The sequence below is a fragment of the Vibrio sp. QJM3NY_27 genome (assembly GCF_057785955.1).
On sequence record NZ_CM173511.1, the window covers coordinates 343,872 to 368,765 of the forward strand.

The 24,894-nt window shown below is 43.1% G+C and carries 23 protein-coding genes; 21 read left to right on the forward strand and 2 right to left on the reverse strand.

Annotated elements, in window-relative coordinates:
* Window positions 1-120: 120 nt before the first annotated feature.
* Window positions 121-993, reverse strand: coding sequence for a UTP--glucose-1-phosphate uridylyltransferase GalU (galU, locus tag AC3CIA_RS01610; protein ID WP_004735975.1), 873 nt, complete (start codon window positions 991-993; stop codon window positions 121-123).
* A 157-nt stretch (window positions 994-1,150) separates the two neighbouring features.
* Window positions 1,151-1,798, reverse strand: a complete 648-nt coding sequence (locus AC3CIA_RS01615) for a LuxR C-terminal-related transcriptional regulator (RefSeq protein ID WP_017084684.1) — start codon at window positions 1,796-1,798, stop codon at window positions 1,151-1,153.
* 279 nt (window positions 1,799-2,077) lie between these two features.
* Between AC3CIA_RS01615 and AC3CIA_RS01620 the strand changes: the two genes are divergently transcribed.
* From AC3CIA_RS01620 to mreD, 21 genes are all read left to right on the forward strand, one after another.
* Entirely contained in the window at window positions 2,078-2,644 is a 567-nt protein-coding gene (locus tag AC3CIA_RS01620) for a single-stranded DNA-binding protein (RefSeq protein WP_017078845.1), read from the forward strand.
* A gap of 161 nt (window positions 2,645-2,805) precedes the next feature.
* Window positions 2,806-4,821 carry an RNase E specificity factor CsrD gene (csrD, locus tag AC3CIA_RS01625; protein WP_054547883.1) on the forward strand — a complete coding sequence of 672 codons (2,016 nt, stop codon included), beginning with the start codon at window positions 2,806-2,808 and terminating at the stop codon, window positions 4,819-4,821.
* 2 nt (window positions 4,822-4,823) lie between these two features.
* Window positions 4,824-6,266, forward strand: coding sequence for an MSHA biogenesis protein MshI (locus tag AC3CIA_RS01630; RefSeq protein WP_108194355.1), 1,443 nt, complete (start codon window positions 4,824-4,826; stop codon window positions 6,264-6,266).
* Window positions 6,266-6,913: a type IV pilus inner membrane component PilO gene (locus tag AC3CIA_RS01635; protein ID WP_004735949.1), complete on the forward strand. Its 648-nt coding sequence runs from the start codon at window positions 6,266-6,268 to the stop codon at window positions 6,911-6,913. Before AC3CIA_RS01630 ends, AC3CIA_RS01635 begins: the two co-directional genes overlap by 1 nt.
* Entirely contained in the window at window positions 6,906-7,238 is a 333-nt protein-coding gene (locus AC3CIA_RS01640) for a hypothetical protein (protein WP_004735948.1), read from the forward strand. The genes AC3CIA_RS01635 and AC3CIA_RS01640 overlap by 8 nt, the downstream gene beginning before the upstream one ends.
* Window positions 7,239-7,253: 15 nt before the next feature.
* Window positions 7,254-8,921 carry a pilus (MSHA type) biogenesis protein MshL gene (mshL, locus tag AC3CIA_RS01645; RefSeq protein ID WP_065207161.1) on the forward strand — a complete coding sequence of 556 codons (1,668 nt, stop codon included), beginning with the start codon at window positions 7,254-7,256 and terminating at the stop codon, window positions 8,919-8,921.
* A 52-nt stretch (window positions 8,922-8,973) separates the two neighbouring features.
* Window positions 8,974-9,813, forward strand: coding sequence for an ExeA family protein (locus AC3CIA_RS01650; protein WP_488518421.1), 840 nt, complete (start codon window positions 8,974-8,976; stop codon window positions 9,811-9,813).
* Window positions 9,814-9,815: 2 nt separating this feature from the next.
* A complete protein-coding gene (locus AC3CIA_RS01655) occupies window positions 9,816-10,967 on the forward strand; it encodes a tetratricopeptide repeat protein (RefSeq protein ID WP_488518422.1) in 1,152 nt (383 codons plus the stop codon).
* Window positions 10,957-12,681 (forward strand): MSHA fimbrial ATPase MshE, encoded by a 1,725-nt coding sequence (mshE, locus tag AC3CIA_RS01660; RefSeq protein WP_017078837.1) that lies wholly within the window; start codon window positions 10,957-10,959, stop codon window positions 12,679-12,681. Before AC3CIA_RS01655 ends, mshE begins: the two co-directional genes overlap by 11 nt.
* A 12-nt stretch (window positions 12,682-12,693) precedes the next feature.
* Complete coding sequence (locus AC3CIA_RS01665; RefSeq protein WP_065207165.1) at window positions 12,694-13,917, forward strand: type II secretion system F family protein; 1,224 nt, start codon at window positions 12,694-12,696, stop codon at window positions 13,915-13,917.
* A 3-nt stretch (window positions 13,918-13,920) separates the two neighbouring features.
* The gene (locus tag AC3CIA_RS01670) at window positions 13,921-14,376 is read left to right on the forward strand and encodes an MSHA biogenesis protein MshF (RefSeq protein WP_488518423.1); all 456 of its coding nucleotides are present in this window, start codon (window positions 13,921-13,923) and stop codon (window positions 14,374-14,376) included.
* A 79-nt stretch (window positions 14,377-14,455) separates the two neighbouring features.
* Window positions 14,456-15,031, forward strand: coding sequence for a prepilin-type N-terminal cleavage/methylation domain-containing protein (locus AC3CIA_RS01675; protein ID WP_054547874.1), 576 nt, complete (start codon window positions 14,456-14,458; stop codon window positions 15,029-15,031).
* 35 nt (window positions 15,032-15,066) lie between these two features.
* On the forward strand, window positions 15,067-15,561 hold the full coding sequence (locus tag AC3CIA_RS01680) for a type II secretion system protein (RefSeq protein ID WP_488518424.1): 495 nt from the start codon (window positions 15,067-15,069) through the stop codon (window positions 15,559-15,561).
* Window positions 15,562-15,703: 142 nt separating this feature from the next.
* Window positions 15,704-16,195, forward strand: a complete 492-nt coding sequence (locus tag AC3CIA_RS01685) for a prepilin-type N-terminal cleavage/methylation domain-containing protein (protein ID WP_488518425.1) — start codon at window positions 15,704-15,706, stop codon at window positions 16,193-16,195.
* Complete coding sequence (locus AC3CIA_RS01690; protein WP_488518426.1) at window positions 16,192-16,761, forward strand: type IV pilus modification PilV family protein; 570 nt, start codon at window positions 16,192-16,194, stop codon at window positions 16,759-16,761. Before AC3CIA_RS01685 ends, AC3CIA_RS01690 begins: the two co-directional genes overlap by 4 nt.
* The gene (locus tag AC3CIA_RS01695) at window positions 16,761-17,501 is read left to right on the forward strand and encodes a prepilin-type N-terminal cleavage/methylation domain-containing protein (protein ID WP_488518427.1); all 741 of its coding nucleotides are present in this window, start codon (window positions 16,761-16,763) and stop codon (window positions 17,499-17,501) included. Before AC3CIA_RS01690 ends, AC3CIA_RS01695 begins: the two co-directional genes overlap by 1 nt.
* Window positions 17,491-17,919: an MSHA biogenesis protein MshP gene (locus tag AC3CIA_RS01700; RefSeq protein WP_488518428.1), complete on the forward strand. Its 429-nt coding sequence runs from the start codon at window positions 17,491-17,493 to the stop codon at window positions 17,917-17,919. Before AC3CIA_RS01695 ends, AC3CIA_RS01700 begins: the two co-directional genes overlap by 11 nt.
* Window positions 17,916-22,235, forward strand: a complete 4,320-nt coding sequence (locus tag AC3CIA_RS01705; RefSeq protein WP_488518429.1) for a DUF6701 domain-containing protein — start codon at window positions 17,916-17,918, stop codon at window positions 22,233-22,235. Before AC3CIA_RS01700 ends, AC3CIA_RS01705 begins: the two co-directional genes overlap by 4 nt.
* A gap of 150 nt (window positions 22,236-22,385) precedes the next feature.
* Window positions 22,386-23,429, forward strand: coding sequence for a rod shape-determining protein (locus AC3CIA_RS01710; protein WP_004735928.1), 1,044 nt, complete (start codon window positions 22,386-22,388; stop codon window positions 23,427-23,429).
* Window positions 23,430-23,523: 94 nt separating this feature from the next.
* Window positions 23,524-24,411, forward strand: coding sequence for a rod shape-determining protein MreC (gene mreC / locus AC3CIA_RS01715; RefSeq protein WP_488518430.1), 888 nt, complete (start codon window positions 23,524-23,526; stop codon window positions 24,409-24,411).
* The gene (mreD, locus tag AC3CIA_RS01720) at window positions 24,401-24,889 is read left to right on the forward strand and encodes a rod shape-determining protein MreD (protein WP_004735926.1); all 489 of its coding nucleotides are present in this window, start codon (window positions 24,401-24,403) and stop codon (window positions 24,887-24,889) included. The genes mreC and mreD overlap by 11 nt, the downstream gene beginning before the upstream one ends.
* The last annotated feature ends 5 nt before the right edge of the window (window positions 24,890-24,894 follow it).

Below are 24,894 nucleotides of genomic sequence, written 5' to 3' on the forward strand. Positions count from 1 at the left end.
TGTTAACCAACCGCTAATTGCTGTTAACTCAATAGCTCAATAGCTCAATAGCTCAATAGCTAAATAGCTAAATAGTTAAACCGCTCAGTAGCTAAACAGTGAGTAAGCCAAAATTAGCGATTAAGCTTCTTTTGTTGTTGAGTGCTTACCTAGCTCGATTTGTTGCTGGTCTTTTTTGTATAGGTTTTCAAAGCAGTAATTTGTTGCTTCGATGTAGCCTTCAACACTACCACAGTCAAAACGTTGGCCTTTAAATTTGTAAGCCAATACACAACCTGCTTTTGCTTGTTTTAGCAATGCATCAGTGATTTGGATTTCGCCGCCTTTGCCTGGTTCAGTCTGCTCGATAAGCTCAAAGATATCTGGAGTCAGAATGTAGCGGCCAATGATTGCTAGGTTGCTTGGCGCAGTGCCTGGTTCTGGTTTTTCTACCATGTCATCAACACGGAAAAGGTCATCTTTAATCATTTCGCCAGAGATAACACCGTATTTGTGTGTTTCGTTTTCAGGTACTTCCTGTACAGCAACGATTGAGCAACGGAATTGTTTGTATAGTGCAACCATTTGAGCCAGTACACCTTGCTGTTCGTTAACACAAAGGTCATCAGCAAGCACTACTGCAAAAGGTTCATCACCCACAAGTTCGCGACCCGTTAAGATAGCGTGGCCAAGGCCTTTCATTTCACGTTGACGAATGTAAGTGAAGTTTGCTGCTTCAATCGTCTCACGGATATTGATCAGCAAATCTTCTTTATTGGTGCCGCTGATCTGGTGCTCAAGCTCGTAGTTCTTATCAAAGTGGTCCATCAATGAATGCTTACCACGGCCAGTCACGATGCACATGCCGTCCATGCCGGCTTCGATCGCCTCTTCAACACCGTATTCAATCAGAGGTTTGTTGACGACAGGCATCATTTCTTTCGGCATTGACTTAGTTGCAGGTAAAAAACGTGTACCGTAGCCAGCTGCCGGGAAAAGGCACTTTTTGATCATGGTAAGACCCTTTATCTATAATAATTATGGATTCAACCTGAATGGTTGATATTTCTGAGGGCAACTCTAGCATAAGTTATGTCGAAAATTCAGCAACAATCCGTATGGTTCACTAGAGTTTTCCTCAAAATTATCGTCAGTTTAAGAGGCTGATCAATTATGCAAGCAAGTTCTGGTTTGCCCATGCAATAGCTTGGACTCTATTCTTAACGGCTAACTTACGAAATATTTGATAAAGATGAGATTTGACGGTGAATTCGCTAATAAACAAGTCATCGGCTATTTGCGTGTTTGATGAGCCTGATTGAAGGCAGCGAATCACTTGCAGCTCTCTAATGGTTAAGTCGACATTAGTAGGGGTGGTATTGGTGCTCACGATATTTCGATAGTAGAAGAGTAATTGGCTTGCCACTTTTCTAGGTAGCCAGTTGTCTCCATTAATGACCTCTTCAAGTCCCTTCGCTATTTTGGCTTTCTCTTCAGAGTTGTAAAAGAGACCTTTTAATACGCCAAACGTAATCAACTCCGATGTGGGAAGAGCTTTGGGGACATTGAATAAAATGATCTCATGATTTTTCCACATCACGGGTAGATTTGGATGAAGGTTGATTAATCGAGGGACCTCTTTGTAATCAACCAGTAAAATTCGGTTGCTCTGCTTGCGATCAAATAACATCAAATCGTCCGGTGTCATTTTGTAGAGAATAATAGATAAGTGCTTTTCTATCTCTTTTACATGTAGATAGGTGTCGTTTGGGTCGATGCACAGAAAATGCAAAGTGCGAGCGTATCGAGATTTTCTCATTGAAACGTCCTGTTTAAGTAGAATTAGATTCCACGTTGTCATGCAGGCCTTCGCTTCTCTACCGCCTTCATAGTGACTTGCGTTGAATATCAATTATCAAAGTAAATGAGTGGTTTGTAAGTGGAGAAAAAAGCAACATCGCTCTGAATATCATGATTTGTTACGTTTTTATTCTTTGTAGTGAGGCGAGAATAGGAATGCGATTTATCACTGCAGAAAAGCATGCTATTCTTGTGCGCTAAAATTTTTCTGAGACTATGAATTTAGACGGAGCAAATCATGGCTAGCCGTGGAGTTAACAAAGTTATATTAGTGGGTAACCTAGGTAATGACCCTGAAATTCGTTACATGCCCAATGGCGGTGCAGTAGCGAACATTACCATTGCAACGTCAGAGTCATGGCGTGATAAAGCAACTGGCGAACAGCGTGAAAAAACAGAATGGCACCGTGTTGCTCTGTTTGGCAAGCTGGCGGAAGTTGCTGGTGAGTACCTACGTAAAGGTTCTCAAGTTTACATTGAAGGTCAACTTCAAACGCGTAAATGGCAAGATCAAAGCGGTCAAGATCGCTACACAACAGAAGTCGTTGTTCAAGGCTTCAACGGTGTAATGCAAATGCTTGGCGGTCGTGCTCAAGGCGGTGCTCCTGCTCAAGGTGGTATGGGTAACAACCAACAGCAAGGTAGTTGGGGTCAGCCACAACAGCCACAACAGCAGCAACAAGCACAGCAACAATACAGTGCTCCAGCTCAACAGCAGCCGAAAGCACCTCAACAAGCTCCTCAGCAGGCTCAACCTCAATATAATGAGCCGCCAATGGATTTTGATGATGACATCCCATTTTAAGCTCTGTTTTTAATATATTATAAAGACAGTATTAAATTGGAAAAAGCCGCGTTTATCGCGGCTTTTTGTTACCTAGAATTCTTAACGCTTTATTTACAACGTCAATTTATAGTATAAGTAGCAATACGGTATAATGTGAGTTGAAAAGGATTTCGTTATTCATGAGATATACCCCGACACTAAAATTGAGCACTCGATTGGTCGCATTTGTCACTGTGATAGTGATCAGTGCGATGTTCATTCTTTTTATTGGTGGCACACTTTCCTTTAAGCGTATCGGACAGGAATATTTAGACCATTATTTGGTTGGTATTGTCGACGTTGTAGATAAAGAGATGGAAGATCCTGACGCCGCGTATTCGATGCAGCGTTGGATGCCTAAGATGTTGCAGGCGAGCAATATTGTTGAGATGAAACTCTCGAACCAGACTGGCATCGTTTATCGCTTCAAAGATACCTCCCCGCAAATTGATCCCAATCGTCTTTATGAAAGAAGCTTCATTCTAGAGCGCAATGAAGGTTATCGAATCGAGTTTAAAGCATTGCCTCCTTATATTGGTTATAGCTACTCAATGGAAGCAATGTGGTCAATTACTTTGGCGGTTGCATTGATCCTTTTCTGTCTGGCTCGTGGTGTTCGTTGGTTGAAGGAACAGTTGATGGGTTCTGAGATCTTGGAAGAACGAGGAAGAATGATCCTCGCTGGGCAAGTTGAGGCTCATGCAAAGGGAGATGAACTTGAATGGCCATACACGGCAAGTGAAGCCTTGGATGTCTTGATCGAAGAGCTGCAAGATGCTCGTCAAGAAAGAAGCCGCTTCGATACCTTTATTCGTACCCATACCTTCCTAGACAAACTCACAGGCACGGCAAACCGAGTCTTATTCGATAACAAGCTTGAATCGGCTTTGCATGAAAGCGGTGCTCGAGGTGGTGTGTTATTGATACGTATCGACGAATGGGAGCAAGTCCGTGATGCTAATGACAAGCAAATCACTGACGGCTTTATTATCGAAGTTGGCGAAGTGTTGTCGAATATTGTTCAACGCTATCCTGATGTTATTTTTTCTCGTTATTACGATGCTGATTTTGCCGTATTTATTCCGCATCAAGGGGCTAAAGATATTGCTACCTTGGCGGCTCAGTGTTTAAGGCAGTTAGACAAGATAACCCCGCCGGAACCTTTAGATTCTGATAATTGGTGCCATATTGGCGTAACCATGTATACCGAAGGTGAGCGTCACAGTCAGATCATGGATGAAACGGAAACGGCATTAAAGAGTGCCCAGCTGGAGCGTATTAATAACTGGAGCCGTTACCCTAAGCAGAATACAAATGAGTTGGATAGAGGCAGTGTTCGTTGGAGAACATTATTGGATAAAGCGCTGCTTCCTGAAAATTTAGTAATCTTTGCTCAGCGATGTTATCTTATGCCGGAATCTGGTCAAGCCAATGAATTACATAGAGAAATATTCACTAGAATTCAGGATCCTGATAAAGGTTTATTGAAATCGTCTCGATTTATGCCTGCGGTAGAGCAAGTGGGTTATCAAGCTCAAATGGACCAATCGGTTCTAAAGGTTTTGTTGAAATCGCTGAAAGAGTCAACTCAGCCTCTCAACTATTCGGTGAATCTGAATGTTACTCCATTTGCGAATAAACAGCATTTTAAGTGGTTTAGAAGTGAGTTATTACAGCTCTCTGCTCAGCATCGCTCTCAGCTTGCGTTTGAGTTTCCTGAAGGGCACTTGATTGCCCACCTTGATTATATGAGACCGGTAGCAAAGATGCTGCGAGGTTTAGGGTGTAAAGTGGTGGTTGGCCAAGCTGGACGAACCATTGTTAGCACTCACTATATAAAGGACTTGAAGGTCAATTACATTAAGCTTCATCGAAGCTTAATAAAGAAAATCGATCAAAGGCATGAGAATCAACTGTTTGTCCGAAGCTTAATTGGGGCATGCGGTGACTCTCCAACTCAAGTTATTGCTGTTGGAGTCGAGACAAAACAAGAAAAGAACACCTTGATAGAGTTAGGCATTAACGGCTATCAAGGGAGATATTTCGACGAAGAACAACAAATTATCCCTTTGCCTAATCAAGCTGAAAAGGTCGCGAAAGCGGAATCTGTTGTGAAAGTTGGACGAAGAAATCGATGGCGTAAGAGTAGTAGTTAACAATGAATTTTAAAGCGATTTTAGACAAGATAAAGCCAACTAATAATAAAGGCAGCTCTCAAGTTGTCATGTTAGGCAACGATGCCATTTATATTTCATCGACAGAACAAGAACCTCAAGTAACTAGCATTCCCGTGGTTAATGGGGACTGGGAGAGTGCGCTAAAAAAATCGCTTAGCAGTGAGGCGTTTACTAGTAATAGCCTCCAGCTGATTGTCTGTGCTAACTACTACCAAACTTACCAAATTGATAAACCGGACATTCCAGAGAGTGAATGGTCGGTTGCCCTGCCTTTTTTACTCAAAGATCTTGTCTCTGAAAGAGTGACCGAAATTATTGCAAGTGCGGTCGCGTTGCCGACGTCGAATAAGCTGCAAGTGTATGTTCTGCCTAAAAAGCTGTTAGACAAGCTTTTGAATATTGCTAATTCGGTTCAGGTTGAATTAATAGGTGTTGCTCCTGAAGATGAAATCTGGGGTTACAGTGCTGGCGAACTGTCTAATTTCATCCTTTTACAGCGCAGCGCCAATTCACACTTTAAGCTGGGTGCGTTTGTTGAAAATACCGTTTGCTTTCAAAGAACCATCCGTAGTGTTGTTCCACCTTTAACGGGTGTTGCATCAAGCGCTCTGCAGTTAGATGGCCTTGCTCTAGAACTCCAACGCTCGATTGATTACCTTTCTTCTCAAATTAAAGGTACTCAACTTCATCAGTTGAAAATCTGCTGTGATGAGGAAGATGAGTCTGAGTTACAAGGCGCGTTAAATAACACATTGAGTTCGACCGTTTCTCTGCTCGTTGAAGGTGAGCGTGATAATTCAGAGAGTTTGTTGGTTAAGCTTGCGGCTGAGAAAGAGGCTTTTAATGTCAATCTTTACCCTGAACATCTCAAGCCTAAGAAAGAATATTTTACGCTGACGAATGTTGTTGCGAGCTGGGGGCTCGTTTGTGTGCTGCTACTTGGTGGTTACTTTGTCATGCAGTATCAAGCTTCTAATCTAGATAAAACCCTAACAGCTTTGCAACATGACTCGAACCAGCTTAACAAGCAAGTTAACCAATTGAATAGTAAGTTAACTCAGCATAAACCGTCTCCAGAGAAAGTGGCGGCAGTTGCGCGTCTCAAACGTGAGACTCAGGCTAAAAAAGAGGCTTTGAAGGCGGTAGGACAATACGACGAATCACAACAAGTCGGGTATTCTGGCGTCATGAATTCCTTAGCTAAATTAGGCCGAAATGACATCTCTCTTTCGCACATCTACATGACTCACGATACTTTAGATCTTAGTGGCTTTGCTCGTAACGCAAATGTGGTTCCTAACTGGATTGGTCAGTTTAAAAGTGAGCTTAATTTAGTTGGACGTGCTTTTGAAAAACTAAAAATTGGGCGCAATGATCAGGATGTGGTGACGTTTGAGCTAAGTACTCGCAGGGAGAGTAAATAATGCAGCAGTGGAACCAGCTCAGCGATAAGTTTCTTGCATTAAGTCAGAGAGAAAAATGGCTACTTTTCGTGTGTGGTTTTGTTGGCCTATCTATGTTGTTGTTCACCTTGTTGGTTGAGCCAGCGTATCTCGATTTACAGGCTAAAAATGCTAAGACGATGAATCTGACTCAGGCAAACCAGAGACAGCAAGGTGAGTTGCTCGTTCTTCAAGCTAAGTTAAACAAAGATCCAGACAAAGACATTAATCGAGAGTACAAAAAACTGCTGGTGGAGAGCCAAGATCTGTCACTTCAGCTTTCCCAGATTGTCGATGGACTGATCACGCCTTCTCAAATGTCTCAACTATTGGAGAGTGTTCTTAATGCCGGAAATGGACTTAAGCTCGAATCGCTAGAGTCGTTAAAACCAGAAGCAATTTCGAATAATCAAGAGACCAGTGAATATTCAGGCTACTTTCTTCACCCTGTAAGAATGGAATTAACGGGCAGTTACTTTGATATTTCCGCTTATCTTCAAGCGCTTGAGTCTCTTCCTGTCAGTTATTACTGGCGCACATTTCAGTATTCGGTCGAAGAATACCCTAAAGCTCGACTGGTGTTTGAGGTTTACACACTAGGTACTAGACAGGAGTTTATCGGTGGTTAGAACTCTTTTGTTGTCATTACTTTTTAGTAGCCAAATGGCTTGGGCCGAACAGGATCCTACGGCGCCATTAGGCTGGTTGACGCCACAACAAAAAACAACGTCAGCTAAAAAGGCGCCAACTCGTTATCGCTTACCTTCTCTAGAAAGCATTGTGTGCAAAGGCGATACACCTTGCTATGCCATTATGAATGGTCAGATTCTCGGTCAAGGAGAAACGATCAGAGGGTACCGAGTTAAGAACATAGATCCAGAATACGTCACTCTGCAGAGAAGCTCTAAGCAGTGGAAATTAGAGATGTTCTCTTTAGATGTTAAGAATAATTAAGGTTAGAGTGAAGACATGCGTAAACTTGTAGTAGCAATCCTAGTGTCATCTTTAGTCGGCTGTTCGATGGGACATAGAGATCCCGTTGAGATCAAAGAGTCTTTAAACGAATCAATTAATGAAGCGAATAGCAAAGCGCTTCGTGATCTTCCTTCGTCGGTACAAGATGATCTGATGCCTCAGCTTAATTCGGATGCCATGTCTCCAGGTATGGAAACTGTTAAGCGTTTTCGTATTCAAGCTAAAGGTGTTGAAGCGAGAACCTTTTTTGCTAGCTTGGTAAAAGGCACTGAATACAGCGCGGCTATTCACCCAAGCGTTGCCGGGAAGCTGACTTTAAACCTGACAGATGTGACGTTAGATGAAGTGTTGGCTGTTGCTCAGGATATGTATGGCTACGATATAGAAAAACGTGGCAAAGTTATTCAGATTTACCCTGCTGGTCTACGCACAGTGACGATCCCAGTTGATTACTTACAAGTGAAGCGTTCAGGTCGTTCATTGACGACCATCACCACCGGAACGATCACGACTTCTGACTCGAATTCATCGAGCTCTTCAAGCTCGAACTCAAACTCGTCAAATTCATCCAACTCTTCTAACTCATCGAATTCTACATCGAACGGCGGTACAGAGATTGAAACGACCTCTGAAAGTGATTTCTGGCCACAGCTTGAAGCGGCAGTTGCTCACCTCATTGGTTCTGGTGATGGGCAAAGCGTAGTGGTAACGCCGCAAGCCAGTGTGATTACGGTTCGTGCTTACCCTGACGAAATTCGTGAGGTTCGAGAGTTCTTAGGTATTTCTCAGAAGCGTTTGCAGCGCCAAGTTATCTTGGAAGCCAAAATCATGGAAGTGACCTTAAGTGATGGCTATCAACAAGGCATCAACTGGACCAAGATGTTCTCGTCGAATGGTACTAACTATACGATAGGTATGGGCTCTATTGTTAAAGATGCCGCTGGTGCGATTATCCCAAGTACATTGCCAGGCATGGACCCAATCGGCGCTGCTTTAGGTGGTCAATCTAACCTTGTTGTTTCTGGTGGTAGCTTTGAGGCGGTATTGAGTTTCATGGGTACACAGGGTGACTTGAACGTCCTATCTAGCCCAAGGGTGACTGCTGCGAATAACCAAAAAGCAGTGATAAAAGTGGGTACCGACGAATACTACGTAACTGACTTATCAAGTGCAGTTGGTAGTGGTGATAACGCGAATGTGGCCCCTGAGGTTGAGTTAACCCCATTCTTCTCTGGTATCTCTCTGGATGTGACCCCTCAGATCGATGATAAAGGCAGTGTGTTTTTGCATGTCCATCCTGCCGTTATTGAGGTTGCAGAAGAGGTGAAAGAGCTTAACCTTGGTTCAACTACAGGTATTGTTTCACTTCCATTGGCAAAAAGCTCTATTCGTGAATCTGACTCAGTGATTCGTGCGCAAGATGGTGATGTTGTGGTGATTGGTGGATTAATGAAGTCAAACACCAGTGATATCACGTCGAAAGTACCATTCCTTGGCGATATCCCAGCACTCGGTCATTTGTTCCGAAATACTAGCCAGTTGACTCAAAAAACTGAGCTTGTGATCTTGCTTAAACCGACAATCGTTGGCGTGAACACTTGGCAAACTGAGTTAGAACGCTCTCGAGATCTGCTGCAGCAGTGGTTCCCTGATGAAGAGTAATCGCTTATTTTCTCAATGTAGATTGGCAGCATCTAACTAAGCTAGGTCACTTATGTATCAAGCTCACTTTGGTTTTGAACAACTGCCATTTACTTTAACGCCGAATACCGGTTTATTTTATGGTTTAGCGCCTCATTTCGAAGCGATTCAAACGGTGATCTCTGCGTTAGAAATGGGCGAGGGCGTGATTAAGGTCACCGGAGAGGTTGGTACTGGAAAAACCATGGTTTGTCGGATGTTGGTCAATCACCTAAATGATTGTACAGCTCTTATTTACCTACCAAACCCTATGCTCTCTGGTGTTGATTTACGCCAAGCCGTTGCTAAAGAGCTGGGTTTGACTATCGATAATGAAGCAACCTTAGTTGATAACATTCAGCATAAGCTCATTGAGTTACACAACTCAGGTTTAAGAGTGGTAGCGATTCTTGATGAGGCTCAAGCTCTATCGGATGAAGCTCTCGAAACATTAAGGTTGTTCGGTAACCTTGAAACTGAAGATAAAAAACTGCTGCAAATTGTTTTATTAGGGCAGCCTGAGTTGGATGCTCGATTAGAGGCTTATCACCTTAGGCAGTTTCGTCAAAGAATCACGTTTAGTTCAACACTGAGGCCGCTGACTCTCGATGAAACGGTGGCGTATATTGATAATCGGATTGTTAAATCTGGTGGTAATCCTGAATTGTTCAGTTTGAATCAAAAAAAGGCGATTTGTCGCTCCTCGTTAGGTATTCCAAGATTGATAAATCAACTATGCCATAAGGCTCTTTTGCTCTCGTTCAGTGAAGATGAAAAAAGTATCGACAATCAGCACCTGTTTTCAGCCATGCATGAAACTTACGATGTATGTAAGCCTAAATTTAAAACGCCAATACTGTGGGGTTGGAATTAATTATGAGTGTCATAAATAACGCCTTGTCTGAATTGGCAAAGAAAAAGTCAGCGACGTCGATTGAAGCGGCAGTGGTGCCTAAAGTGAAAACACACTCCCCATTGGTTTGGTTAGTGACAGGTTTCACTTTGAGCTTAGCGATGGGCGGTTGGGCAATATCACAAGGCCCAGCCGTTGAACATTCAATCTCAACTCGAGATGCTCAAGTCCAGGTCTCTGTCGTAGAGAGTTCTGGAGAAATGCAGGATGTTGTCACTCAAACACTCTCATCGCCAACCAAGAAATTAGTGACGCTAGATTTAACGCCCCGTTCAGCAGAAAACACAGTAGTGGCCAATAACGTTCAAGCTAAGCCAACGACAAGGTCGAGTACTTCTAAAACGACAACCCCTAACGTTACGCCTAAACCGTTAAGCACGGCTAAAGCGACTAATACTGGCATTCCAAAGCCGATTTACGTTGCTAGCGTGGCAAAAAAAGATCCGGCTCCTATCTCTAATGAGAAAGAATCTTCTGACAGTTCAGAAAATAGCGAAATGTTGATTGAGCAGGTAGAGCTAACGCCTGAGCAATTATCAGTGAATGCACAAGGGCGAGCTCAGAAAGCACTTGATGCGAATGATCTTACTGGTGCTTTGAAAGGTTACACTGAAGCCTTGCGTTATACGCCACGCAATGAAGAGGTTCGTCAGAAACTCGCGATTCTCTATTTTGGCAAGGGTGACACTCGCAAAGCCTACGAGCTGTTTCAATCTGGTATCAAACTTAATATCAACAGCGAAAAGCTACGGTTGGGTTTATCTAAACTGCTGGTTAAAGCTAACCAAGCAGAAGCGGCTTTAAGCCCGTTAATCCACATGCCACCAAATCCTACTCAAGATTATTTGGCAATGCGTGCTGCATTGAGTCAAAAATCTCAGCAAGAAGACATCGCGCTCGAGAGTTACCAAAAGTTAGTCGAGGTTGATTCAGATAATGCTCGCTGGTGGCTTGGCCTTGCGATTCAACAAGAGCGTCAACTTGATTTTTCTGCTGCAAAAGAGTCATACCAAGGTGCCTTAACCAGAGTTGGAATCTCATCTCAATCGCAAAACTTTGTGCGTGACCGCTTAAACATAATCAAAGCTTTAGAGGAGAGTGGCGATGCAAATTAGATTAAGAAAAAGGCTAGGTGATTTGCTCGTCGAAGAGGGAATCATCACTGAGGCCCAAGTTGAACAAGCTCTTTCTGCTCAAAAAAGTACCGGTCGTAAGCTGGGTGATGCGCTGATTGAACTTGGTTTTTTATCAGAACAACAGATGTTGAGTTTCTTGTCCCAGCAACTCGCTATTCCTCTCATTGATTTAAGTCGAGCGGTTGTTGATGTTGAAGCGGTGCAGCTTTTACCTGAAGTACATGCTCGTCGTCTTCGTGCATTGGTGATTGGACGCCAAGGCGATACGTTACGTGTCGCAATGAGTGATCCTGCGGATCTGTTTGCTCAGGAATCATTACTTGGGCAACTAGGTGACTACGCGCTTGAGTTCGTTGTCGCTCAAGAAAGACAATTAGTGGATGGCTTTGATCGCTATTACCGCCGAACCAAAGAAATTGCGTCTTTCGCCGAGCAGCTTCATGCCGAACACCAAGTCAATGACGCCTTTGATTTTGATATTGCTGGTGAAGACAGTGACGAAGTGACGGTCGTTAAGCTGATCAACTCGTTATTTGAAGATGCAATCCAAGTCGGTGCATCTGATATTCATATTGAGCCAGATTCAAACGTATTGCGTCTTCGTCAGCGTATTGATGGCGTGCTGCATGAAACACTGCTGAATGAAGTCAATATTGCCTCTGCACTCGTACTGCGCTTGAAGTTAATGGCAAACCTCGATATCTCAGAGAAGCGTCTTCCTCAAGATGGTCGTTTTAATATTCGAGCCAAAGGTCAGTCTGTTGATATTCGTATGTCGACTATGCCCGTGCAACATGGGGAGTCTGTGGTTATGCGTCTTCTCAACCAATCAGCCGGCCTTCGTAAATTAGAAGCATCAGGAATACCAAGTGATCTGTTGGTTCGACTTCGTCAACAGTTACGCCGTCCACATGGCATGATCTTGGTTACTGGCCCGACGGGTTCAGGTAAAACAACCACCCTTTATGGTGCGCTAAGCGAATTAAACGAGCCGGGCAAAAAGATCATTACCGCGGAAGACCCGGTGGAATACCGCCTCCCTCGAGTGAACCAAGTTCAGGTAAACCCTAAGATCAATCTCGATTTCTCTACTATCCTCAGAACTTTCCTTCGTCAGGATCCCGATATTATCCTTATTGGTGAGATGCGCGACCACGAAACCGTTGAGATTGGCTTGAGAGCCGCACTGACAGGTCACTTAGTCTTAAGTACGCTGCATACCAACGATGCAGTAGACAGTGCGTTACGTATGATGGACATGGGTGCTCCCGGTTATCTCGTGGCAAGTGCCGTGAGAGCGGTGGTGGCACAGCGATTAGTTCGTAAAGTGTGTACTGATTGTAAGGTTGAGGATGAATTGGATGAACCTCGTAAGCAGTGGTTGAGCGTACGTTTCCCTAATCAAGTGGCTGTGCCATTCATGAAAGGTCGTGGTTGCCAGAACTGTAACCTAACCGGTTATCGCGGGCGTATTGGTGTATTTGAAATGTTGGAGCTAGAGCAAGACATGATGGATGCACTCAGAGCGAATGATGCGGTTGGCTTTGCTCAAACGGCAAGGCGGTCTAAAAACTACAAACCGTTGTTGGCTTCTGCGATGGAGTTAGCTTTGCAAGGTGTAGTGAGCCTCGATGAGATCATGCACCTTGGTGAAGGAGATGCTTCCGGTGCCACTGACCCAATTTATCTGTAGGGGTAGAGTGATATGCCAACGTATCGTTATGTAGGTCGCAGTTCTGATGGCAGCCAGGTTACGGGTCAGTTAGAGGCGAATAACGAAGATCTTGCCGCAGAAAGTTTGATGAGTAAGGGGATTATTCCCACCTCAATCAAGCTGGGTAAAAGTGGTGGTTCAGTCTTGGATATGGATGTATCTAGCCTGTTTTCACCCAATGTTCCGCTTGAAGTATTGGTTCTGTTTTGTAGACAGTTATACAGCCTAACCAAGGCAGGCGTACCACTATTAAGGTCGATGAAAGGCCTGACTCAAAATTGTGAAAATAAGCAGCTGAAAGCAGCGCTAGAAGAAGTGGTTGCTGAGCTAACCAATGGCCGTGGATTAGCTGCATCGATGCAGATGCATCCCAAGGTATTTAGCCCGCTGTTTGTCTCTATGATTGGGGTTGGTGAAAATACCGGTCGCTTAGACCAAGCTTTGCTGCAATTGGCTGGATACTATGAGCAAGAAGTAGAGACTCGCAAACGAATCAAGACTGCGATGCGTTATCCAACCTTTGTGATTAGCTTTATTTTGGTCGCGATGTTCATTCTCAATATTAAGGTTATTCCACAGTTCTCTAGTATGTTTGCGCGCTTTGGTGTCGACCTGCCGCTCCCAACTCGTATCTTAATTGGTATGTCGGAGTTCTTTGTTAATTACTGGGGCTTAATGCTCGCGGTTATCTTTGGTCTTATTTTTGCTTTCAAAGCATGGGTTAAGACAGACAAAGGATTGGAAAAGTGGGACAGATTACGCTTAAAAATACCTGTGATTGGTGGGGTAGTGAATCGAGCGCTACTTTCGCGTTTTTCACGTACATTCGCCTTGATGCTAAAAGCCGGTGTACCACTGAACCAATCGCTGTCGTTGTCTGCGGAAGCGTTGGATAACCGATTCCTTGAGTTGAGAGTACAAGCTATGAAAGCCGCAATAGAAGCCGGTAGTACGGTTTCTTCAACAGCGATCAATAGCGAAATTTTCACCCCACTGGTGATACAAATGATCTCGGTGGGTGAAGAAACAGGTCGTATTGATGAGCTGCTACTTGAGGTCTCCGATTTTTATGATCGAGAAGTCGATTATGACTTAAAGACCTTAACCGCAAGGATCGAACCTATTTTATTGGTGGTTGTGGCTGGTATGGTGCTGATCTTAGCTCTGGGTATTTTCCTACCTATGTGGGGAATGCTGGATGCAATCAAAGGCTAGGGAATGCTAAATAACCTACAACGCTCACGTTTTGTTATTTGGAGTGTCGTTATTCTTTTTCTTATCGTGGGTGTGCTCTCTGCCTTTAAAACGGTAGAAGAAGAAGCGACTAATACGGCATTGATCGTCGCGAGCAAGCGGATTTTAGAGCAAGCAAATTTGTTCAAACAACAGTATTTGTTATCGGGTGCTAAGCAAGACAATGGCTCGGAACATCCTAAAATTTATAGCCGAACAGGCTGGATAATGCCGATTCAAGGAGATGAGCGAGACTGTCATTATTGGCTTGAGGAATTATACCCTCAAGAGAGCATTTTAGGGCTCAGTTCACCGAGTGTTGAAGATAAAAGTGATAACATACAGTTTCATTGCCGTTATCACTATAGTGATAAGTATCAAATAGATATATTGCTCAAAAAAGAAAGATTTAGTGTAAAAGCCAATATTTTGGCTTTGTGAAAATATTGACAGTTTTTCTGTGGTTTTATACGTGCGTGAATGTATAATGCGCGTTAATAATTAGATGAGTAGGTAGAAAATGCTTAAAAATCAAAAGGGTTTCTCCCTTGTCGAATTAGTCATCGTCATCGTGGTCGTTGGTTTATTGGCGGTCGCTGCTTTACCCCGCTTCCTCGACGTGACAGATGAGGCTAAAAAATCAAGCATTGAAGGTGTCGCTGGTGGTTTTGCAACCGCTGTTTTGTCGGCAAGAGCACAATGGGAAGCTGAAGCTAGACCATCTGAGAAGATTGGTGTTGAAACATACAATACTGTAAATTATGATGGTGTTGATTTTTGGTTAACAAGATCAAAGAACAGTAACAATGTCGATACCGATTTTAGAGATGGCTACCCATGGACTCTGAACAACGATTCGAGTACTGCACCACAAGATATTTCAGATGAAACCTGTTCTGAGTTGATGGAAAACTTACTGCAAAACCCACCTAAAGTAGGTGCGGTTTCAGATGTTGCTAGCGACTCAAATTACAAATATTCAGCGCAAGCGAATTCAGGTGATGCAACGTGTACTTACATTCAATTAGAAGGTAATACCGAGCACCAATTTGTTTACGAAATTAAAACTGGTCGTGTGACCGTAACTTTGCAGTAAGTCTGCGTAAAATTAAACATAGAGAGAGCTTAACTATGAAAAGACAAGGCGGTTTCACCCTAATCGAACTAGTGGTTGTAATTGTTATTCTGGGTATTCTTGCTGTAACTGCGGCACCACGTTTCCTAAACTTGCAAGATGATGCGAAGAACTCGACATTGCAAGGTTTACGTGGGGCTATTTCTGGTGCTATGGGCATTTCTTATGGTAAAGCTGCAATTGAAGGTATTGAAGGGCAAAAATATGTAGCGGCGAGCGCAGCAGCAACATCTATTGACGGGATTGCTCATTCTTTTGGTTACCCTATTGCAACTTCAGCTGGTATTGGCGCTACCATTGATCAATCAGGTGAGTTTGTAGAATTAAGCTCAGGTGGTACTGTTGGTACTGACGCTACGCTTGTTTACGGTATTCAAAACTTCAATGGTAGCTGTGTAAGATACTCAGAAGCGACAGCGGCCAATGTTCCAGCTACAACTATTATTGTGGTTCCTGGTGAAGATAGCGAACCAAACACTGCGTGTGACTAATTAGTATGCATTGTTTAAGGCCAGCACCTGCTGGCCTTTTTTCTATCTACTACACACAAATATCAAAACTATTCATATACATAAGATCGTAAGTCTCGTTATCTTGTATAATCAGTATTCGCTTGGCAGTTAGAGGCTTATTATGGATAACAGTCCTATACCCAACGGCTTTACTCTGGTAGAGCTGATCATCGTTATCATTATCCTCGGTATTATTTCAACTTTTGCCGCGAGTCGCTTCGCTGGTACTTCTAGCTATTCTACTTTTACTGCGCAAGAGCAGGCCATCTCCGTTATTCGCCAAATTCAAGTGAACCGAATGCAATCGAATGTTTCGGCTGCTAATGATAGTTTTCGTCTTGCTATTAATAGTAATTGTCTAGGTTCAGTAACTGCTTGCAGTTTGAATCTATCGAATAGCGCTCAAGAAGCACAAGCCGATGCCCGTAGTGATTATGTGAGAGAATCCGACATTTCATTTTCCCCTGCGAATACCATTATCGACTTTGATCTATTGGGTAACCCTTCGGTGAGAGCTGGGGTTAATATTACTATTAATTCAAATACCTCCAGTAATAGCGCTCAGGTGTGTATTAATTCTCAAGGCTATGTGCGTGAAGGTACGTGCCTATGATTCGCTCACGTGGCTTTACTCTAATTGAAAGCATTGTTGCGATTATCGTATTAGGCATTGCGATGGTCACGATTACCAGCTTTTTGGCACCTCAAGTGGCAAGCTCGGCCGACCCGCAATATCAAAATCGTTCAGTGGCGTTAGGGCAGAGTTTGATGAATCAAATTTTAGCTCGCGGCTTTGATGAACACAGTGATTTTGATGGTGGTTTGATTCGCTGTGGCGATGCAGGTGCGACCGCTTGTTCTGCTCCCAATGAACTCGGAGTGGATGGTTCAGAGGCTACCCCCGCAGCGTTCAATGATGTTGATGACTATATCGGTTGTTGGTACACCGATACGACGGAGTCTGCGTGTGTATCATCAACGAAGTACCCGCTCGCTAATATTCTAGACGAAAATATTGAAGACAGTTACGCCAATTTTCGTGTTGAAATTTCGGTGTTTTATGACCAAAACATGGACGGAACTAACGATAATACTATTGGCACGATGAAGCGCGTTGAAATACAAATATTTGGTGGTAATAACCGCTACAGCGTGATTGCCTATAAGGGGAACTACTAATGAAACAACGTGGTTTTACTCTTATAGAAATGATCGTAACCATTGTTGTGGTTGCTGTCATCGGTCTCGCTATCGCAGGTTTTGTTGAATATGGCATGAAAGGGTATGTTGAGACTATCGATCGACAAAAAGTGCAAGTAAAAGGTCAATTTGTTGTTGAGAAAATGTCGCGAGAAATCAGTCACGCGGTTCCCAACAGTTTTGATTCGAGTATTACCCCTACTTCGGCCTTTGCTCAAAAATGTCTTACCTTTTACGCTATTAAGTACTCAGGTTTTTATCACCTTGATGAAGCGACCGACGATCTGAATTTTATTATCGGACAGGACTCCCCAATACTTGATGCAGACGATTTCCTAATTATTAACCCAACCAACTACTCCGAGCTAGAAGCTGGTTCGATTAAACGGATTTCGGTCTCAGGCTTAGTTTCCACGAATAATGTGTTTACCGCTTCTCCCGTAAGCCTTAGTAGTCAGTCAATTGCTCAACGCCACTATATTTATGATAGTAGTGCCTCGGTGAGTTACTGTTTAGTGAATGATACTGTTCAGAATCAAGGCTTAATTCAGCGCAATGGAATCACCGTTGCGGATAGCATCAATTATGCTCAAAGTAACTTCCGCTACGAAGAGCCAAGCTTGCAGCGAGGTGGCGTGATTCACATCGATCTTGTGCTTGAGCAAAACAGTGAAGTAAGCGTTTACCAACAAGATGTGCAGGTACTCAATGCGCCATAGAAAATCATCTCAACAAGGCAGTGTTTTGGTCGTCGCGATATTTGTTATTGTGGTGATGGGCTTCTTTGCGATCTCTTTAGTACAAGTCCAGTGGTCAAATCACGATACATTAACGCGTAAGCAGCTTGGAACACAGGCTTGGCTATTAGCACATTCAGCGAATGAGTGGGTACTTACTCAAGTTTACCCTTTGACGGTATCACCTTCGGTTTCAACAAGTGTTAGCGCTGTCTGTAGCAACTTAAATTCAAATCAAGTGAGCAGCGGCATGTCGACTATCTGTACTGTCGGAGAATTAACTTGTAACCAGATTGGAACTTTAGATGGCGTTGGCTTTTTCAAAATAGAATCAACAGCCATTTGTGGTTCGGGTATTAACCAAGTGCAACGAATTCAAGAAGTTTGGGTGAGGGAATGAGTATGAACTTGTTAAGGTATTTAGTTATCTTCGTTTGTTTGTTTTTTGTAGGAAATACTTACGCAAACCAATGTTCTAACTTGAAGGGAAATGAGGATTTTACCATTTCATTTCAGGTAGAAGGTGATGATGACTATCAAGATTTTTATTTAAAACAAGGTAGCCATGGGCATGTCATTTGGTATACAAACCATAAAAGGTGGGATCCATCATATATTTTCAATGAGCAAAATCTCATTGATGATCGTCTGTATGAAGTAACAATTACTAATGATGCCTCTAATGATGAAGTTAAATATTATCGACGAGATATTGATAGTGGATTAGGTGCTAACCTTATTGAAACTAAATACGAATCTTTGAAAAATGGTAACTTATCTCCGGTCTATGATGATGACGATATTACTAACGTCAGTTGTAGTGACGGCATATCTCCCCCCCTGCCCCCTCCTGTGAACTTAAATCCTCAATTTGAGTTTGGTACTCTAACTGATACAGAGTGTACTACGTCTCAAAATGGCCAACGTACTTGTACGATTATTTTTGACAACACTTATGATTCGGCTAAGCCAAAGCCATTAGTTTTCGTTATGCCTACTATCGATGCAGGTTTATCTAAGCTGTCTCTTAATCAAACTGAATTACCTTCAACAGCTTCCGTTACTGCTACTACAAGACTAACTGCCACCATTGTTCAAGAGGTGGCTCCCCATAGAAATGCAGCGAATCACGTTAATTTTGTAAATGATGCCCCAATGCATAATATTGATTACTTTGTTATCGAACCTGGAGTTATCACCTTAGGTAACAAGGCGAAGATAGTCGCAGGATCGATTGAAACTAAGGTTGCCGCTTCATATATTCAAAGTGAACGAGGCAACAAAGTTACGATTAACTATCAGGATTATGGCTTACCTTCCAACTTCTCCAATACTCCGGGGGTTCTTGTTCAACCTCAAACCAAAAGAAACAGCTCTAAGTGGTTTACGGGTATGGCTAGAGAGGTCAAAAAAGATAGATTTTTCTTGTCACTAGAGAAGTCAGAGGTGACGAATAACAATAATCTTACTCAGAAAGAGACCGTGGGTTTCGTTGCTGGTGAGGGTAACGGGTTTATTCAAGGTGCACGTTTTTGGTTAGGAGATGGGCAGACTCTCAAAACGACCGAACTTAATGAGAAGGTCATCTCTCCTATTGAACAGGGATGTTTAGAATATACCGATATAGCATTTGCGGGTTTTGATGCTCCACCGATTCTAGTTGCTAACAAGAACTCTCGTGACGGTAATAATGGCGGTTGGTTGCGTCGCTGTGATGTCACTCAAAACAAAGTCTACTTCGTCGTTGAAGAGGACATGAATAAAGATAAAGAGCGTGGTCACGTAAAAGAAGACGTTGGTTTCTTCATGTTTGACAGGCCTAATGACATCGGGATTTGTGAAGGTTTTAATAATAAAAGTCCTGTACAAACATGGAAAGGCTCCAATGGGAGTTTGGAAATCAATGGTTCTCCCCAAATAGTAGGGGCGCTGAGAGATGGCGGGAATCGTTACGTAGGCTTTTTAAATTCGAATACCAATGATAGAACGGGTGTCGCTTGTGAAGGCCAGCAATGCTTCGGCTTAGATGATTTACTTATTGATAAAGAAGCATTAGAAGATGTTCCAGATAATTTAGGTAACTCATTAGATATTCCTTACACCCATAATATCACTTCCTTACCTATCACTGTTGGTGGTGTGAAGATCTACGAATATGACAGCATCTCAATTGGTACTGGTGCTGTGGTCGAAATAGAGTCTGGTAAATATAAAATTGGCACACTTAATATTAATGGTACTGGTGAGTTACGCGTAAAGAGTGGTGATACGGTTACGATCTTTACTAAAAACTTATCAGTTAATAATGATAGCTATGCGGGGATCCCAATTGTTAGTTGGAATGGTAATAAGCCAGTGCTTGCGGGTGACACAGACTTTAGGGTGAACGTATTACAAAATGGTGGCCAATTTGTCAGTCTAAATGGAAGTAATACGTTTGTAGGTTTACTTTATAGTGAGCAAAATGTTGATATGAGCGGGACTGCTAGGGTGTATGGTGCAGTTTCCGCTAAATCAGTCAATATGTCATCAAGCTCTTTAATTCATGCTGAGACAAGCTGTATTGTACCTGTCGATGATTACGAGATAGATATTTCCCCGGCAACCGATTTAGCTTTGATGTGTGGCGACGACTCCCCTCAATTTACCATTAATACCTCTAATAATGGTGTGGCTGAAAGTCTAGGCGTTACCGTAGTTATTACGCCAGACGCTGATGAATTCGACGTTTCTGTACTACAAGGACAAGGACAAGGACAAGGTTCAGGTACTTACCCTAATTATGTTTCAAATGACGATGGTGAATTAACTTTAAAAGTTGTCGCTAAAGATACTGCCAATATTGATTTTGATACAGGTTATAAGCTAACAGCGACATTAGTCGATGATTCTGGCAAAGAGGTCGAAAGTCAGTTCAAGTTCGTGCCATTTAAATTCTCTTTAGTGGATGGCAATACTCCAACAAATCGCTTTGACGTTATTGCGGGGAAGGCTACACCGACAGTAACTAAAGTTTTAGCGTGTGATTCTGGTGATTCAATCGTAGTTGCTGAAAACTATGTGGGTGAAGCTGGGGATGAAGTTACTATTGCTCATGAGCTTGATAGCTCTTGGAGTGGTTCCGATGGTTCGCTGACTTACTTACCTGAGTTCAAAAAAGGCAGCGCCTCAACAGACTTAACTATTTCTGAATCAGGTCTTTTCAATGTTACTTTAAAAGATAGTAGCTTTGATTGTACTGGTTTCGCTGGTTGTCCCGAAGATGGGAATTATGATGTAGAGGGAAGTTTCTCTGTCTACTCTCGCCCTTGGAAATTTGCGATTTGCACCAACAAGAGCTCAGATGGAAACAGCAACGAGAAAGACTCAGATAGTTTTGCTGCTGCCGGAGCGCCATTTGATGTTTATGCTCGTCCAATAAAGCATACCGATTCATCTGCAGTTTGCACTAATGATAACTTGTTGACGAACAATTACTTTAAGTCGACAGCAAGCGTCGAAGTTACAACGACTTTAGATACACCTCTAATTACGGTTTATCCTGACGCTAAGTTAGGTGATTTAACCCCTGTAGCTCAGCTAACTAAGCAAATTTCGTCGAATGACCAGGCGAGTAAAGGTTATAAGTTCGATAGTTTGAAGTACTCAGAAGCGGGTAGCTTTAACTTTATTGCGACAGAAACTGGGAGTTTCTACGGTTCAATTTTAGGTGGCTTATCTGGCAGCAAATCGATAGGTCGCTTTTACCCTAAATACTTTGTGCAAGCTACTCCGGAATGGAATGTCGCCAATCAAAATGATATCGCATACCTAAGTCAACCTTATGATTCTACAGTTCACCAAGTATATCCAATGGCTTCTGGTGAAGATGATACGGATAATGTTCTTAATAATTACCGGTTCTTTAATGCGGAGTTACAAGCAAAGTTTGGTGTTTTAGATGATAGCAACACTGATAACGGCTTCTTGTTAGATACGGGCTCTGGAACATGGTCAGCTGATCGTAAACATTGGTTGCTGAATGACAATGCAGCTGAGCTTCAACGAGTTGTGGATTTAGATGGTGTTAGCCGCAGAGATACACCGTTTAATACATCAGATGCTAACTCGACGATTACAAACTTTGGTTTAACAATCGAGGGAACAGATCCTGTGTCATTTACAGATTCTGACCCTGTTACCAGTTCGGCAGCATTCCCAGTTCAACCTCCTGCCCGCTATGGCCGAATGGCGCTTGATGATATTGGCGGTAACTCCGGTAGTACTTTGACGATTCCACTTCGTGCTGAGTTTTGGGATGGTAGTGACTTTGTTGTGAATGACGATGATGATCGCAGCACCTTTAATGGTTCAAATTTCTGTAAGCAAGTCATTTGGACCAGTAATACAGTCAAAACTACACTAGCTTTACTCAATGGCAGTGGAAGTGTTGATGATGGCGAAGAAGAAGTAACAGCGAATCAAAATACGCCTGCTGGTGCAGATGCGCCACGTGAGCAGGTACGATTGTGGTTAAGAATGGATGCGTCGACACCACAGGCTAAATCTGGCGAGAATCCTGTTGCATGCTCAGGCAGCGATCAAGATCAGCCATGGCTGCGCTACAACTGGAGACTGCTAGGTGATGAAGATCCCTCCTCCGTCGTCACATTTGGCATCTACCGCGGTAACGATCGAGTGATCTATCGAGGTGAAAGTGGTTTAACAGGTCAGTAAAAATATAATTTTTGCCCCTTAAGTTAGGAATCTGTAAGAAATTGCGGGTTTCAGTCCATGTTTATACTTCAATGCCTTGCCGTGACAGCAAGGCATTGGTACATTTAGTGCAATTTTTGTCTTCTAATTCTTGCAGGATGAGCGAAGAATATGTTTAAAAAACTTCGTGGCATGTTTTCAAACGACCTATCGATTGATTTAGGTACAGCCAATACCCTTATATATGTAAAAGGCCAAGGCATTGTTCTTGATGAGCCTTCCGTTGTCGCTATTCGCCAAGATCGTACGGGGTCTGCAAAGAGTGTAGCTGCTGTTGGTCACGCTGCTAAGCAAATGCTTGGTCGTACGCCTGGTAACATTTCAGCGATCCGTCCAATGAAAGACGGTGTAATTGCTGATTTTTACGTAACCGAAAAAATGCTTCAGCACTTTATTAAGCAAGTGCATGACAACAGTGTGCTTAAACCAAGCCCTCGTGTTTTGGTTTGTGTACCTTGTGGTTCAACTCAGGTTGAGCGTCGTGCTATCCGTGAATCAGCGCTAGGTGCTGGTGCTCGTGAGGTTTACCTAATCGATGAGCCTATGGCTGCTGCGATTGGTGCTGGCCTACGTGTATCTGAGCCAACGGGTTCAATGGTTGTTGATATCGGTGGTGGTACGACTGAAGTTGCGGTTATCTCACTAAACGGTGTGGTTTACTCGTCTTCTGTACGTATCGGTGGTGACCGTTTTGATGAAGCAATCATCAACTACGTTCGTCGTAACTACGGTAGCTTGATCGGTGAAGCGACAGCAGAGAAGATCAAACACGAAATCGGTTCAGCTTACCCTGGCGATGAAGTCGATGAGATCGAAGTACGTGGTCGTAACCTTGCTGAAGGTGTACCTCGTAGCTTTAGCCTGAACTCAAACGAAATTCTTGAAGCACTTCAAGAGCCGCTATCTGGCATCGTATCTGCAGTGATGGTTGCACTAGAACAGTGTCCGCCAGAGCTTGCTTCTGATATCTCAGAAAACGGTATGGTACTGACAGGTGGTGGTGCACTGCTTAAAGACCTTGATCGTCTGCTTACTGAAGAAACGGGTATCCCTGTTGTTGTGGCAGAAGAGCCATTAACGTGTGTTGCTCTAGGTGGCGGTAAAGCCCTAGAGATGATCGACATGCACGGCGGCGACCTGTTCAGCGAAGAATAATATCTAGTGTTAGGCTCTTTTCTTATCTAGTTTTATGTAAAGAGCCTAGGACCTTGTCTATAGGATCAAATGTAGCTCTAGGACCAAATATAGAATGAAGCCAATTTTTGGTAGAGGTCCCTCTCTACAATTGCGCCTGTTTTTTGCTGTAACTTTATCAGCCAGCCTTATGCTGGCTGATAGTCGTTTAGATGCTTTCTCAAATGTACGCTATCTATTGAACAGCATGGTTGCACCTATTCAATATGCAGCCAACTTACCTCGTACTATGTTCGATGGTGTCTACGATCGTTTTAGTACTCGTAAAGGCCTTATCGAATCCAACCATAATATTAAACGAGAAGTCTTGCGTCTGAAGAGCGAGCTGATTCTGCTTGAGCAATACCAAGAAGAAAACAAGCGCCTCCGTAAGTTGTTAGGATCTCCGTTTATCCGTGATGAAAAGAAAGTCGTCACTGAAGTTATGGCGGTAGACACTTCACCATATCGTCATCAAGTTGTGATCGACAAAGGTCAGATTGATGGGGTGTATGAAGGTCAACCGGTGATCAACGAAAAAGGCATTGTCGGCCAAGTGACTTTTGTTGCTGCTCACAATAGTCGTGTCCTGTTACTGACTGACGCAAACAATGCGATTCCCGTACAAGTTATTCGCAACGATATTCGAGTGATCGCTTCGGGCAATGGCATGATTGATGAGATCCAGCTAGAGCACATTCCAACCAGTACCGATATACAAGAAGAAGATCTATTGGTGACATCTGGACTCGGTGGAGTATATCCAGAAGGTTATCCAGTTGCCTACGTTACTGCCGTTGATTACGACCCGAAACGTGAGTTTGCCGTTATCAAAGCGGAGCCTGTGGTTGAGTTCGATAAGCTCAGATACTTGCTGCTAGTATGGCCTGATGAAAACAAACAGATGCAAGCGGATCAATCCAGCATAGAACAAGCATTGTTAGAGGGCGAAGATGGCCAATAGCGTTTTAAGAAGCAAGGTAGTCATTGGCTGCTCATTTTTAGTAGCCCTTATTCTGCAAACGATTCCTTGGCCTGGTAGCTTGGATCTATTTAGACCATCTTGGTTGCTACTGGTTACCTGTTATTGGGTTTTGGCTCTACCTCACCGTGTTAACGTGGGTAGCGCTTTGATTCTGGGCTTATTGTGGGACCTATTGATAGGCTCGACGTTAGGTATTCGAGGCATGATGATGGCAATCGTTATGTACATTATTGCGATGAATTTCCTAGTCATTCGTAATATGGCGCTATGGCAACAAGCGATGATTATTGCCGCGTTAACGGTATTGTTTGAGGTGTTGATCTTCTTTGGTGAATATTTGATCCAAGATGTCGTTTTCAATCCATTATCGTTATGGAGCGCATTGATAAACTGTATACTTTGGCCGTGGATGTTTCTATTAATGAGACGCGTACGTCGTCATTGGCATGTAAGGTAGAGTGA